At 70.9% G+C, this 14,030-nt stretch carries 11 protein-coding genes; 3 read left to right on the forward strand and 8 right to left on the reverse strand.

The window, feature by feature from the left end; translation table 11 throughout:
* Positions 1–38 precede the first annotated feature (38 nt).
* The 5 genes from ACFVBH_RS23650 to ACFVBH_RS23670 all read right to left on the reverse strand — a co-directional run bounded on the left by ACFVBH_RS23650 (position 39) and on the right by ACFVBH_RS23670 (position 7,983).
* Entirely contained in the window at positions 39–284 is a 246-nt protein-coding gene (locus tag ACFVBH_RS23650) for an acyl carrier protein (protein ID WP_354988018.1), read from the reverse strand.
* On the reverse strand, positions 281–3,646 hold the full coding sequence (locus ACFVBH_RS23655) for an AMP-binding protein (protein ID WP_379004461.1): 3,366 nt from the start codon (positions 3,644–3,646) through the stop codon (positions 281–283). The genes ACFVBH_RS23650 and ACFVBH_RS23655 overlap by 4 nt, the downstream gene beginning before the upstream one ends.
* Positions 3,646–6,363, reverse strand: coding sequence for a phosphoenolpyruvate synthase (locus ACFVBH_RS23660; RefSeq protein ID WP_379004463.1), 2,718 nt, complete (start codon positions 6,361–6,363; stop codon positions 3,646–3,648). Before ACFVBH_RS23660 ends, ACFVBH_RS23655 begins: the two co-directional genes overlap by 1 nt.
* A gap of 241 nt (positions 6,364–6,604) precedes the next feature.
* Positions 6,605–6,919 carry an SMR family transporter gene (locus tag ACFVBH_RS23665; RefSeq protein ID WP_354988015.1) on the reverse strand — a complete coding sequence of 105 codons (315 nt, stop codon included), beginning with the start codon at positions 6,917–6,919 and terminating at the stop codon, positions 6,605–6,607.
* A 218-nt stretch (positions 6,920–7,137) separates the two neighbouring features.
* Positions 7,138–7,983, reverse strand: coding sequence for a phytanoyl-CoA dioxygenase family protein (locus ACFVBH_RS23670; RefSeq protein WP_379004466.1), 846 nt, complete (start codon positions 7,981–7,983; stop codon positions 7,138–7,140).
* A gap of 43 nt (positions 7,984–8,026) precedes the next feature.
* Between ACFVBH_RS23670 and ACFVBH_RS23675 the strand changes: the two genes are divergently transcribed.
* Both ACFVBH_RS23675 and ACFVBH_RS23680 read left to right on the forward strand, forming a co-directional pair.
* A complete protein-coding gene (locus tag ACFVBH_RS23675) occupies positions 8,027–8,605 on the forward strand; it encodes a TetR/AcrR family transcriptional regulator (protein ID WP_354988013.1) in 579 nt (192 codons plus the stop codon).
* A gap of 202 nt (positions 8,606–8,807) precedes the next feature.
* Entirely contained in the window at positions 8,808–9,827 is a 1,020-nt protein-coding gene (locus ACFVBH_RS23680) for a diguanylate cyclase (RefSeq protein ID WP_379004468.1), read from the forward strand.
* Here the strand turns inward: ACFVBH_RS23680 and ACFVBH_RS23685 are convergent.
* The gene (locus tag ACFVBH_RS23685) at positions 9,779–10,942 is read right to left on the reverse strand and encodes an FAD-dependent monooxygenase (protein WP_379004470.1); all 1,164 of its coding nucleotides are present in this window, start codon (positions 10,940–10,942) and stop codon (positions 9,779–9,781) included. The genes ACFVBH_RS23680 and ACFVBH_RS23685 overlap by 49 nt on opposite strands.
* A 116-nt stretch (positions 10,943–11,058) precedes the next feature.
* Between ACFVBH_RS23685 and ACFVBH_RS23690 the strand changes: the two genes are divergently transcribed.
* Complete coding sequence (locus ACFVBH_RS23690; protein ID WP_379004472.1) at positions 11,059–11,607, forward strand: TetR/AcrR family transcriptional regulator; 549 nt, start codon at positions 11,059–11,061, stop codon at positions 11,605–11,607.
* Between the two features lie 165 nt (positions 11,608–11,772).
* On the opposite strand, the gene ACFVBH_RS23695 is transcribed toward ACFVBH_RS23690, so the two are convergent.
* Positions 11,773–12,723, reverse strand: coding sequence for a DoxX family membrane protein (locus tag ACFVBH_RS23695; RefSeq protein ID WP_354988009.1), 951 nt, complete (start codon positions 12,721–12,723; stop codon positions 11,773–11,775).
* An 88-nt stretch (positions 12,724–12,811) separates the two neighbouring features.
* On the reverse strand, positions 12,812–13,939 hold the full coding sequence (locus ACFVBH_RS23700; RefSeq protein WP_379004475.1) for a flavin-containing monooxygenase: 1,128 nt from the start codon (positions 13,937–13,939) through the stop codon (positions 12,812–12,814).
* Positions 13,940–14,030: the final 91 nt, after the last annotated feature.

The raw sequence follows: 14,030 nt of genomic DNA on the forward strand, positions 1-14,030 counted from the left end.
CGTGCCGCCCGGTGTGCGAAGACCGCCGCGCGGCCCGGTCACGCGTGCACCGTCCGATCGACGAGCGCGATGACCGCGTCCACGCGCAGCACGTCCACCAGATCCTCGGGCCGGAAGCGGGGCAGGTCGAAGGCGCGTTCGAGGACCACCGTCAGTTCCATCAGGCGCAGGGAGTCGTAGCCCAGGTCCTCGATGAGCCGGTGCGCGCCGGTCACGGCCGCGGGCGGTTGCGGCGCCATGGCGGTCACGATGTCGCGGATCCGGGCGGCGCGGTCGGTGCTCATGAATGCTCGCTTTCCCGCAGATGCGGCTGATGTCCACCACTGGCGAGCAGGTCGCGGGTTTCGTCCAGCGGCAGATCGGTGTTCAGGTAGCCCGCCAGGCGCAGCCAGTCGTAGCCGATGGCCAGGGTGCGCTGCCATTGCTCGCGGGAGTCGAAGGAGGCCGGGAAGCCCTGAGCCGCATCGGGTTCCCCGGCGACGACGCGGGCCAGGCCGATGAACTCGTCGATGACAGCGAGGGCTTCGAGCGGATCGCCGCCGTCGGCGAACAGCTCCGGGAACCGCACTCGCTGGGCGGCTTCCAGGGTGGCGAGCAGTTCGGCGCGGCGCGGGGTGCGCGCGGGCACCAGCCGGGCCAGCGCGGACAGCGGCGCCACGTCGGCGGGCAGCGGGTACACCCCGAACGCGGTCAGCACCACCCGGGTTCCCATGGCCAGCAGCCGATGCGCGGCGATGTCGGCGACCGCGCCCTGCGCGCTCTTGATGGCCCCGACCAGATCTTCGCGGGCGTTCTCCACCACCACGTTGGCCCACACCAGGTTCATGCCGCACTCGGCGAAGGTGGCGGCGGAAAACGGTGCGAGCGTGGCGATGTCGTCCTCGGACACGCCGCCCGTGAGGCCCAGGGCGGGCGCGGCGGCGCTCGGCACCGGGGTGTAGGGCTTGGGCGGTTTGCACATGGCCAGTGCGGGTTCGACGGCTTCGGCCCCGCGCCACTGCAGCCCGACCAGGCCCAGGTGCACGAATTCGGCCAGGGCCGGGCCGATCTCGCGGGTGGCGCGGGCCAGGACGTCACGGATCGAGTGCCGGAACACCACCGAACGCCACGCCGCGGCGGCCGCGTCGGACAGGACGAAGACCTCCCGGTCCGCGCGCAGGACGTGCACGCGGGCGCCGATGGCCCACGTGGTGATCCGGGGCCTGCGGGTGAACACGATCTGGTGCGGGTCGTCGCAGACCGCCGCGCCGAGTTCGGCGGCCAGCATCAGCACCTGTTCCCAGCGCGTCTGATCCAGGACGGTGCGGGCGCCGGTGAGGGCGCGGTAGCGCACCACGTAGTCGTGCGCGCCGATCCGATCCAGCTGGTGCGGCAGCCATTTGGTCTCGATGTAGGTCTCGCCGCGGCGGGCCGCCCAGCCCTTGACGGCCTGCTGCAAACCGTCCAGGGCCCATTCGGCGGACTCGGCTCGGGCGTCGAAGGCCCGCAGCGCGACCGCGAAACGCAGGTTCTGCACCGCGCGCCCGGCCCACCAGCCGGCCGCGATAGTGGCGAGGTCGTCGTGGGTGAGCACTCCGCGCAGTTCCACGAGATCCACCGCGCCCTCGCGAAGCACCGTGGCGCGCAGGAAACGCTGGCAGCGATTGAGCAGATCCTCGGTCGGCGCGATCGCGACCTCGGTGAGCTGCCTGCGCAGCTGAGCCACCGAGCGGGTCCGCACCTCCACCCGCCGCCCGTCCAGGAACAGCACGGTCGGCAGCGTCGGCAACTCCTCCGATCCCGGGGATACCACGAGGAAGTCGATATCGGAGCCCTCGTTGCCGAAGCCCTCGGCGAGCGATCCCTCGAACAGCACCGCGGCCGCGCTCGGCACCGCGACGACTTCCAGGGCCGATTCCAGCAGCTGGCGCACACGCTGCTCGGGCAGGCCCAGCGGTGCACTCCCGTCGTGCACGAGCTCACTCGCGTGCCGCAGCGCGCCGTCCAGGACGCCGTCGCGCAGCAGCTGCCACATGTGCCGGCGGCGCGGCTTGCCGCTCGAGGTGCGGCGGATGAGCCCCCGCGGGCCGGTGACGATGTGCACGGTGTGCGCGGGGCCCAGGTTGGCCCGAATGATTCTGCGGGCCTCGGCGATCCAGGGGCCGGGAGCCGCCTCCGCGAACAGCGCGATGCCCCGCTCCCCGGCGTCGGTGACGCCGACGGCGGCCAATTTCCCCTTGGTCAAACCCGTTTCCTGCGCGATCCGGGATTCGACGTCCTCCATGAAGACCGAGCGGCCGCGCACCTTGAGGCTCGCTCCCATGCGGCCGAGTACGAATACCTCACCGCGGTAGAGGAATCCGGCGTCACCGGTGTAGAGCCGCCCGCCGCTGAAATAGGTGGACGAGCCCGCTCCGGAGGCCCCGGAGTAGCCGAGGGCGACCGAATCGCCGGTGACCACGATCTCCCCGAGTACCCCGTCGGGCAGTTCGCGGCCCTCGTCGTCGACCACGGCGACCGTGCATTCGGGCGTCGAGGTCCCGAGTCCGGTGATCCAGCCCGCGCCGTCCACCCGGCGCGCGTCGTCGATGCGGGCTTCCTCGAGGACGGGCACTCGCCGGCCGAACCGCAGCGCCGGATTGTCGATGCGCAGCGCGACGATGGGCCGGTCGGGGATGGAGGCGGTGACCATGAGCGTGGCTTCGGCCAAGCCGTAGGCGAGGGTGTAGGCGTTCATCGAAAACCCCTGCGGCCCCGCAAGCTCCGCGAAAGCCTGAAGGTCGGCGACCTCCACCGGCTCGGCCCCCACGGCCAGGGTGCGCCACCCCGACAGGTCCAGCCCGGCGATGTCCTCGGGCCGCAGCCGATGCGCCACGTAGCCCAGCGCGAACGACGGCGACATCGAATGCTGTGCGCCCGCCGCGGCGCGGAGCCAGCGCAGCGGATCGCGCACGAACTGATCGGGACGCATGATGCGCAGCTCGGCCTGATTGGTCACCGTGGTCAGGAAGGTGCCGACCAGGCCCATGTCGTGATAGAGCGGCAGCCAGGACACCATGGCCTCGCCGGGCCGCCAATCCAGCAGGGCGCTGATCATGCCGATGTTGTTGGCCAGATTGGCCCAGCTCACCCGCACCCCGCGCGGGGTACCGGTGGACCCGGAGGTGAACTGCAGCAGCGCCACCTCCCCCGGTTCGGCGAGTTCGCGCGCGGCGGGCGCGGAGCCGAGGGTCTCCGCATCCACCACCAGCACCGCGTCGGCGCGGCCCGCCGCCGTCGCGGCCCGGCGTACGAAGGTCTCGAACTCCGGCGCGGTCACCACCAGGCGCGCGCCGGCCTGTTCCAGGATGCCCGCGAGCTGGGCGACGATCTGGTCCACGTCGCTGAACACCGGCGGGGCCACGGGGGTGAAGACGCCGCCGCAGGCCCACACCGCGTAGAACGCCGCGAAGCACGGAAACCCGGTCGGCATGAGCACGCAGGCCCCGTCGCCGGCGCCGAATCCCCGCTCCCGCATGCGCGCGGCGATGGCCCAGCTCTGCTCGGCGATCTCGGCGTAGCTGCGGTACTCCCAGCCGTCGGCGTCGTCGGCGAGGTGGATGCCGGTGTCGCGTGCGGGGTCGACGAGCCAATCCCGCACGCGCGCACTGTCTTCGGCGTAGGTCATCAGGGTCGATCTCCTTCGGCGAGCACGGTGACCGTGCCGTTGACGCCATCGACGCGCAGGCGCATACCCGTGCGCAGGCGGGTGGCGGCGTCCTTGACCTGGACCACGGTCGGCACGCCCAGTTCGCGCGCGACGATGGCCACGTGGGTGAGCGGACTGCCGCGCTCGATGACCAGGGCGGTGGCCGAGGGCAGCGCGGCCACCCAGCCCGGATCGGTGCGGTAGGCGACCAGGATGCCGCCCGCGACGTCACACGGCGCGTCCACCACCACCGCCGGGCCCTCGACCACGCCCGCCGCCGAGGGCGTGCCCGTCAGCACGGTGCCGGCGGTCGCGGCGGCGGTGGCGGTGCGCGGCACCCAGCCCTGGGCGGCCAGTTCGGCCCGGCCCAGGCGCGGTCCGATGGTGTGGAAGCGGGCGGGGGCGACCAGCGTGGCGTCTCTGGCGCGCAACGCTTTCCGGGCCGCGACGAGATCGCGCAGGCCCGCGGTGTCCGCGCCCTCGTAGCAGGCGCGCAGCTCCTGGACGGTCAGCTGGAAGACGTCCGCGAACTCGTCCAGGACACCGCGGGCAGCCAGGTCCCGGCCCATCACCCGGATCAGGCGTTTGATCATGCCGAAGGCCCGGGTGCGGCAGAAGCGCAGGCTCTCGCGATGCGCGGCGCAGCGAGAGGTCTTGGCGCGCAGGCCTTCGTAGAGGCGGCGGCGCAGTCCGCTCAGGTGTTCGTCGAGGTAGGCATCCGCCTCGGCCGATCGGCTCGGCCCGGTAGTGTCGCCGGCGCGACCGGCGGCGCTGCGCAGCATGGTGAACAGCGCGGCCGGATCCTCGCGCAGATCCGGGGTCTCGAGTTTGAGCTCGTCCAGGCTGCGATAGCCGTAGCGGTCGATGTACTCCTCGACCCGGGCCAGGAAGTCGGTGTGGCCACCCTCGCGCAGGCGCTGGTAAACCTGTTCCGGCGCAGTGGAATCGACGATGGCGGTCAGCTCGTCGTCGGCGCGCACCAGCCGGGCGAGTTCGGTCATGGCGCGGGCGGGCTCGGCCGATTCGACATCGGCGCCCGGGCCGACGACCGCGTACAGGAACCACTCCGGGGCCCGGGGCAGCAGCAGTTTCGTGAGCAGGTACGTGCAGCCGGTGAGCGTGAGCAGGATGGCGTCCAGCACCATCATCGGGCCCCAGCGTTCGACCAGGTCGTGATCCACCCTGCGATAGGCGGCGTAGGCCTGCGGGCCGGTCGGCCCGGCGTGGTCGAGGGCGTCGAATTCGTCGTAGACGCGGTAGAACTCGGCGCTGAAGCGCTCCATCATGGCGTCGATGGTCGCGATGCGGCGCACGTAGACGGCCGTGGTCCGCGCGCGCGAGCGCAGCCGGGCGACGGTGCTGTCGAAGGTGAAGGGCCGCAGCGTCTTCGCCAGCTCGTCGGGCAGGGGTTCGGCCACGCCGAGCGCGGCCTCGAGCACCTTGCGATTGAGCGGATAGCCGGGCGCGATGCCGACCATGCGATACCAGTGCAGCAGGTTGTAGTAGACGTGACCGTGAAAGGTGCCCAGCAGCACCGGGGTCCAGGCATCGGTCTGGGCGAGCTGTGCGGCGGGAACCCGCAGCGAACGCGCGTAGCCCCGGTACACGCGGCCGTAGATGTCCGCGGCGGTGGTGTAGGTCAGCGGGGAGGTGATGCCGCTGAAACTCTCGATGATGTTGGAGTTGTCCCAGATGCGCTGCTCCCCCGCCGGAATCGTCTCGCCCGCGCCGCGCAGCTCGGCGGTGCGGCCCGCGATGTCCGGCGCGGCCAGGGCGGTGATCGGCCGGGACTGCAGCACCCACACCCCGGTGTCGTCGATGGCCCACTCGATGTCCTGCGGTGCGCCGCGGTGGGTTTCGAGTTCGCGGGCGATGTCGGTCAGCTCCGCGAGCTCGGCGGCGGAGAGCACCGGCGCGACGCGCAGGTCCGCCTCGACCTCGCGCCGCACCCAGCCCTGGCCGGCATCGGGTTCGTAGCGGCAGTCCTTGTCGCCGAGGACGACGTCGAGGATCGTGCCGTCGAGCTTGTCCACCGTGGTCGAATCCGCGTCCACCGCACCGGACACCAGCGCCTCGCCCAGCCCGTACACCGCGCTGATGACCACTTCGTCCCGAGCGCCGGTGGCGGGGTTGGCGGTGAACGCCACGCCACTGACCCGGGCGGCGATCAACCGCTGCAGCACCACCGCGGGGACCGCGGCGCGCGGCAGGTCCCGGGCGAAGGCGTAGCGGATGGCCCGCTCGGAGAAAGCCGAGGCCCAGCAGTCGCGCACCCGCGCGGCCGCGGCTTCGACACCGCGCACGTTGAGGTAGGTATCGAACTGCCCGGCAAAGGAATTGGCGGCACCGTCCTCGGCGTGCACCGAGGACCGCACCGCGATCGGGTCCGCGCCCACGCGTTCGACCGCCTCGGCGAAGACCTCGAACACCGGCCCGCGCAGCGGTGCGCCCGCCACCGCCGCACGCAGCTCCGCGCCCCGGGCGAGCGCCGGTTCCAGGTCGGTCAGGGCCGCGAATTCCGCTATGGCCGTGGTCAATCCGGCATCGGCGGCGAATCTCTCGAAGACATCGCCGCCGAGCACCGCCCAGTCCGGCACCCGCACCCCGCCGTCGTACAGTGCGAACAGCCCACGCGCCTTGCCGCCCGCGAGTTCATCGATCACCGCCGAATCGGACCACGGACCAAGCACCTGCACTCTGCTCTCCCATCACCCCCGATCGCGCCGGCGCACGGTGCCCGGCTCGGCCGCGGGGCCGAACAAGATCGAGGTTCACTCTCTGGATAGCCTATGTTTCAGATGTGCGCCAGCCCACAGTTTTCGGGTCTGGAGCACATCGGCTATCGATCCCGCGCGAAGGAGAGTGCGCGACAGGGGCGTCCAGGCCGGAACCGCCGAGAGTGCCTGCGGCGGTTCCGGACTCGGGCCGCGCTCGCGATCAGTGCGCGAGCTTGAGGCCGACCACGCCGCCGACGATCAGGATGAGCAGGGCGATCTTCACCGCCGAGGCGCTCTCGGCGCCCGTCGCCATGGCGTAGGTGACGGTCAGCACCGCGCCGATGCCCACCCACACCGCGTACGAGGTGCCGACCGGCAGGGTGCGCATCGCGTAGGCGAGCCCGGCCATGGACAGCACGAGAGCGGTCGCGAACACCGCCGAGGGTGCGAGTTTCGTGAAACCTTCGGACTTCCCGAGGGCGGTCGCCCACACGGCCTCGAGTACGCCGGAAATCACCAGAACCAACCACGCCATGACAACAATCCCCTTTCAGGAACTACCGTCTTGTCACGTCTGGGTACGGTCGCAATCGTCCAGTGAATCGCGGCGCGCGACTCCCCTCGACCGTACCCAATGGATCAGCTCTCAGGTGGAGACACTCCTCACCATCGGTAAATCACACCGGTGAGTAGTAGGTAACGCGACGGAAATGGCCTGGCTAACGCCCGGTTTCGGCACACCGGCCCGCGCGGCTAGTCCTCCAGCAGGCGCTTGGGGTGCATGCCGTCCACCTGGCCGATGAACGGGGGGTGGATGTTGTAGCCGAGCATGCGGCGAATGTCCTCGTCGACCACGCGCGCGATCTCGCGCGGGGTGGACAGGGTGAACGCCTCCTGCGGGCGCAGCCAGGGCTCGCAGTACTGGGCCGTCGCCGCCAGCCGGGGCGCGCCCGAGCGATTGGGACCGCCGCCGTGCCACAGCGTGCCGAGGAAGAACACGCACGATCCGGCGGACATGACGACCGGCCGGCGATCCGCCGAATCCGGTTGCGGGAGTTCGGAACCCCACCGGTGACTGCCGGGCACGATCTCGGTCGCGCCGTTGTCCGCGGTGAAATCATCGATGGCCCAGATGGTCGCGGCGCTGAGCGCGGGGCGCGGGCGCGGCAGCGGATAGAAGCCGTCGTCGGTGTGCAGCATCTGGGCGGCCTCACCGGGCAGGATGTTGATGATCTGCAGCATGGACAGCAGGTAGTTGGGCATGAGCAGCCGGTCCAGCAGTGCGAGCACCCGCGGATGGGCGGCCATGCGGTCGCAGGTGCGGGTCTTGTTCAGGACGCTGTACACGCGCTGGGTGGCGTGGCCCTCGAAATTGTTGCGGCCCTTGAGGTCCAGCAGCGGATCCACGTCGGCGCGAATGGCGCGCAGCTCCGCCGCGGTCAGCACGTCCGGCAGGATGACGTAGCCGTCGCGCAGCACGGCTTCGACGTCGGCATCCGCCACCGCGGGATCGACATCCTGTCCGCCGCTGGGCGTGCGGCGATACTTTCCGGCCAGGTCACCGGCCAGATCGGTGACGGAGGAGACTTCGGCGCTCACGGGCGTTCCCCTAACATAACTGAGTTCTGTTATGGTTCGGAGCATGGCACGGGCTCCACTCGGACGTCAACAACTTCTCGACGCCGCGCGCGCGGAACTGCTCGCCGGGAACGGCGTGGTGGATCTCAACGCCCTCAAACGGCGGTCCGGACTGAGCACCGGGGCGCTCTACCACCACTTCGGCTCCAAAGCCGGTCTGCTGGTGGCCATCTACGAGGAATTCCACGCCGGACTGGTCGCCGCCATCGCGGACGAGACACTCCCGGCCGGTGTGGGCTGGGCCGCGCGAGAGCGCGCGCGGACCCGCAATTTCGTGGCCTACCACTTCGCCGAACCGCTCGCCGAACTCCTGCTCGGGCGGATCAGCACCGAACCCGAAGTCGCCGAGGTCGACGCCGCCAACCTCGCACGCGTCATCGAATCGGCGGGCCGCAACATCCGGCAGGGCCAGCGCAGCGGCGAACTCGACGCGAGCATCGACCCCGACCTGGCCGGAGCCTGCGTCATGGGCGCGATCCGGCACGGCATCGCCGAGCAACTTCGCCGCCACCCTCGGCCCGCGGTGGACGAGACGACCGGCGAACTCTGGCGGTTCGTCGCGGCGGCGGTCGGCGCCGAGTAACGCGCCCCGACGCCGCACGCCCATCCGACCTGCGGCTATGGGTAACACCACACCCCGCGCGGCCGATATTCCGTCTGCCAGAAACGGCGTATACGGTGGAGTCCGGCACCAGCGTCCACACCGAACGGGACCCATGGGTAATACCGTTGCACTGCTCAGAGCGTGGTGGCGAGATCCGGTAGACCACCGCTGGCTAACTCACGTGCTCGAATCCCATTCCACGGTGCCGCTGCAACGCGCGGTCGTCGGCATGGGCGGGCTGCTCTTCGCGGTCATCGCCGTGGCCGCCTCGTTCTCCAGCGCCGGGCCACGGCACCTCGCCGGAGATGTGATCATGCTCGGCATCGCGCTCGGCGCGCTGCTGTGGGCGTTGCGCTGGTGGCTGTTGCCCTGGCCGAGCCAACGCGAATCGCTGCTGATGTTCGCCGCGGCCGACGTCATGATCACCGTGGCCTGTTTGCAGGACTCCGATCGGGTGTACGGCGCGCTGGGAGCCATGCTGCTGGTCGTCACCGGCGGATATCTTACGTTCTTCCACAGCCCCAAAGTCCTTGCGGCGCACGCGGCCTGGTCGCTGCTCTCGGTTCTGGTGCTGTCGGCGCGGATGGTGGCGGGCAGCGGTGACTTCCCGCTCGCCGTCGTCGTCGTGCTGACCATGGTGAGCGCGGTGGTGGTGACCCTGCCGTCCCTGCAATTCATGTTCTGGCTGGTCCGGGTGGAATCGCTGTCCGATCCGCTGACCAGGCTGCTGAATCGGCGCGGGCTGGAATTCCAGCTCTCCGGCATGTTCGGGGTGCGGGACCGGCCCGGCATCTGCGTCATGGTCGCCGACCTCGACCAGTTCAAAGGCGTGAACGATCTGCTCGGCCATCCCGCGGGCGATCGGGTGCTGATCCGCACCGCCGAACTGCTCTCCTCGCTCGCCGGGGACGGCATGGTGGTCTCGCGCACCGGCGGCGAAGAGTTCGCGCTGGTCGGCTACCTCGATCCGCAGGCGGCCCTGGCCCAGGCGGAAACCGTGCGGCACGCGGTGGCCGCGGATCCCGACATCCCGGTGACGGTGAGCATCGGGATCGCCGCCTACGACGGGCGCATCGGGCCCCGGCCCACCCCCGACGAGCTGCTGCGGCGCGCGGATACCGCGATGTACCGGGCCAAACGCGGGGGCGGAAATCAGGTGTTCGTGTGCGATCGGACGTCTCCGCCCGTGCGCGGGCGCTGAATCGCGCCGGGCTCGCCGGGAGTCCAGTCCAGAATCGGCGCGAGCGCGCGTGCCTGCGCCGACGCGGGCATCGCGCGCATGACCGCATCGCGCACGGCGGCCAGTAGCGGATTGGACAGCTGGGCGACCGTGCCGATGCGCGCCGAGCGGTCCGCGATCATCCGGGTGCGCGGGCGGCGCTCGGCGTCGTAGGCGCTCGGGTCGCCGCCGGTGGCGACCACCCGCGCGAGCACGACCGCGTCCTCCAGGGCCTGGCAGGCGCCCTGGCCGAGGTTGGGGGTCATGGCATGGGCGGCGTCGCCGACCAGAACGAGCCGGCCCGACACATAGGTGTCCAGGGGCGGGAGTTCGTAGATGTCGTTGCGCAGCACCGTGTCCGCGTCCGCGGCGGCCAGCAGCGCGGGGATCGGCGCGTGCCAGTCCCGGAAGCGGCGGCGGAGTTCGGGCAGGCCGCCGTCGGGGGCTCCCGCGGGGATGTTCGCCGCGGCGAAGCAGTACACCCGGCCGTCCGCGAGCGCGGCGAAGCCGAAACGCTCACCGCGACCCCAGCTTTCACCGAGGTCACCGAGGGGCTCGGTGGGGGTGACCACCATCCGCCAGGCAGTGTAGCCGCTGTAGCGCGGTTCGACCACGCCGCATACGGCGCGGCGCACCACGCTGTGAATGCCGTCCGCGCCCACGACCACGTCGCCGCGCGAGACCCCCGCCGAGTGCAGCACCGAACCGTCGGCCCGCGCCTCGGTCACGGAAATGCCGGTGCGCACGGCGGATTCGGGGACCGCGGCGCGCAGGATCTCCAGCAGATCGGCACGATGCAGGACCACGGGGCTGCCGTGGCGGGCGCGCAGGGCGGCGGTGTCCGTGCGCGAGAGCCAGCGGCCGCGCGCGTCACGGATTCCGGCGGCGGCATCCTCGACGGCGCGCTCCCGGATCCGCTCCCCCACGCCGAGCTCGTCGAGTGCGCGCAAAGCGTTGGACCACAGCGAGATTCCCGCGCCGACCGCGGTCAGTTCCGGGGCGCGCTCCAGCACCTCGACCTCCCAGCCCCGGCGGTCGAACGCGATGGCCGTTGCCAGACCGGCGATTCCGCCGCCGACGATGAGCGCTTTCGACATGGCGCACTTCCCTTCGATCTCGGCTCCGGTGGGGAGCCCGATACGAGGAAGTTACTACAGGTGTAGTTTCAATACTACCGATGTAGTGGAATTCACTACTAATGTAGTGTCCGGGGATGCCCACCAAGCGGGAACAGATACTCGACGCCGCGATCGAACTGCTCGGCACCCGCGGTCCGCGCGCACTGACCCATCGCGCGGTGGACAGCCTGGCCGAGATGCCGCCCGGATCGGCCTCCAACTACTTCCGCACCCGCGAGGCCCTGCTCTGCGGCATCGCCGAACGCCTGGAGGAACGCGATTACGCGGACTGGAACGCCATGAGCCGCACCCCCGCACCCGCCACCATCCCCCAACTCGCCGACGGCCTGGCCGCGGTGCTGACCCACGCGGTGCGCACCGACCGCACCCGGACCCTGGCGCGCTACGCGCTGTTCCTCGAGGCCCAGACCGTGCCCGCGCTACAGGAGAGCGTGCGACGCGGTCACGAACGCCTGACCGCCTGGATAGCGGACATGATCGGCAATATTTCCCCCGGCAACACCGACGCCAAGCTGCTCGTCGACTACCTGGACGGCGCGGCCCTCCATGAATTGACCAGCCCCGCACCGAATTTCGACCCGCACACCACGGTGGACCGCATCGTGCGGGCGCTGCTGAGCTGAGTCCCCCGGCCCCGGCTCCGGGCCCGTCGGCGTGGTCATGGCTGGATCGAGAAGCGCGGCAGCCGACCCCCGATGGCACGAACACACCCGGTCCGACGGGAGCGGGGGCAGAGCGCGACCCCGGGGGCAAGCGCCCGCCGGGGTCGCGGCGTTACATACCGGCCGTTACCGGCTTCGGCGTACCGAGCGGGCGAAGCGGGAGCCGCGGTGTTTGGCTACCGTGCCCAGTTCCGCGCCGCGATCCTTGGCGACCTCGGCCAGTTCCGCGCCGCGTTCGCGGGCCACATCGGCCCATTCCGCGCCGCGGACCCGGGCCACGCCGGCCAGTTCGCTTCCGCGTTCACGGGCCACATCGCCGAAATCCGAGCCGCGGTGCTTGAGCACCTCACCCCATTCCGCGCTGCGGTCCTTGAGGGCCTCGCCCAGTTCCGCACCGCGGTCCTTGATCACCTCGCCGAGCTCGGCGCCGCGCTCCTTGACCGCGTCGGCCACCTCCGGGGCGCGGTCCTTGACCGTGCGCGCGACGTCGGAGCCGCGCTCCTTGACCACGCCCGCGACCTCCGAACCGCGTTCCCTGACCACCTCGGCGACGTCCGAACCGCGTTCCTTGGCCGTCTCGGCCAGGTGCGCGGCGCGGATCTCGGCGGCCGTGGCGGCGGAACCCGCTCCCGCGGCGGCCTTTTCGGCAATCGTGCGCAACAGCGGGGGGCGCCCGCCGTGATCGGTGGAGGCGATGAGCAGGCCGCCCAGCAGGCTCAGATCCTTGAGGAAGGCGGTGCGTTTGGCCGAGCGCAGCTCCGGATTCTGCTCCGCCCAGAAATCCTGTTCGGTGACCGTGGCCGGAATGACGGTGACCGCCAGAATCGCGGCCGCCAGGCGCGGGGCCCGGCCCAGCGCCAGCAGCAGTCCGCCGCCGATCTGAGCGGCGGCGTTGACCCGCACGATGCGCCCGGCATCGGGCACCTTGGCCGCGTACTGCTCGGGCAGCCGGCGCTGAATCTGGGTCACGCGATCCGCGGCGGCCTTGGCGCGCTCCTGCGGATCGGTGAGGGCGTCCAGCCCGTCGACGACGAACGCAGTCGCCAGCAGTGGCCGGGCAAGTCGTCGCATAGCCATGATGTGAAGTCCTTCCCGAGGGGTGCGTAGACCTTCACGCAGTTACCGGAATCGGGACTCGCAAACCTGGGCGCGGACAATCGCCGCCTCAGCGCGCCTTTCCGAGTGCGCGCGCGATGCGGCGGGCGTCGCGGGCGAGCTCGCGGAACATGCCGCTGATCGGGTTGGTGAAGCCGGTGAAATACAGACCGGGAGCGTTCGGATGCTCCTGCCCGCCATGGACGGTGGGCCTGCCCTGCGCGTCGAGCAGGCCGAGGTGCCCGACCAGTTCGGTGAGGCCGTGATCGAAGCCCGTGGCGGCGATGACGGCCTCGGGCGCGATACTCCCGCCACCGGCGAGCAGCACCTTTCCGTCCTCGAAACCGGTGACGGCCGAAACGGTTTCGACCTTGCCCGCGCGGATCAGGTCGATGAGCCCGACGTCGATGATGGGCACCGCGCCGTCGGCCAGCAGGCGGGTGTACGCGTCGGGCGCGGGGCGCGGCAGGCCGAAGGCGGACAGGTCCGGGGTCGTCATCCGGCTCGACAGCGCGATGATCCGGTTGACCAGCGGAACCGGCAGGTGGCGCAGCACGATGCCGGCCGAGCTCTGGCCGATCTTGGGCGCGACCTGGCGGCGCACGAAGGTCGGCACGGTGCGCACGGCGAGCCAGACCCGGGACGCGCCGCCCTCGACCAGGTCGACCGCGATCTCGGCGCCGGTGTTGCCGGTGCCGACCACCAGGACCTCACGGCCGATGTAGGGCGCGGCGTTGCGGTACTTCGAGGAGTGCACGAGTTCGCCCGGGAAGTCCTGGCGGCCCGGCCAATTCGGGATCAGCGGGGTGTGGTTGTAGCCGGTGGCAACGATGACCCGGTCGGCGGTGAGATCACCCTGGGCGCTGCGCGCGATCCAGCGACCGTCCTCCCGGTCGAGCCGATCGATCGTTGTGCCCGAACGCAATTCGATGCGGTGGTGACGGGCGTAGGCGTCGAGGTAGCGCACCACGTTCGCGCGGGCGACCCAATCCCCGTACGCGCGCGGGATCTTGAAGCCGGGCAGATGCGAGTGCGCGCGGATGGTGTGCAGATGCAGGCGTTCGTAGTGCCCGCGCCAGGCCGAGCCGACGGTGTACGCCTTGTCGACGATCGTCACGTCGAAGCCACTGTCGCGCAGACAGGCCGCCGCGGCGAGTCCACCCGGGCCGGCGCCGACGATCAGAACCGATTCACTCACTGGACCACCACTCGCTACGACGAACCCGAGAACACGTTTGCGCACCGACTATCGCACAGTTCAGGGCGGCGAAAGCGACAAGTCGGCCAGT

It is taken from the genome of Nocardia sp. NPDC057668 (genome assembly GCF_042799795.1).
Lineage (GTDB): Bacteria > Actinomycetota > Actinomycetes > Mycobacteriales > Mycobacteriaceae > Nocardia.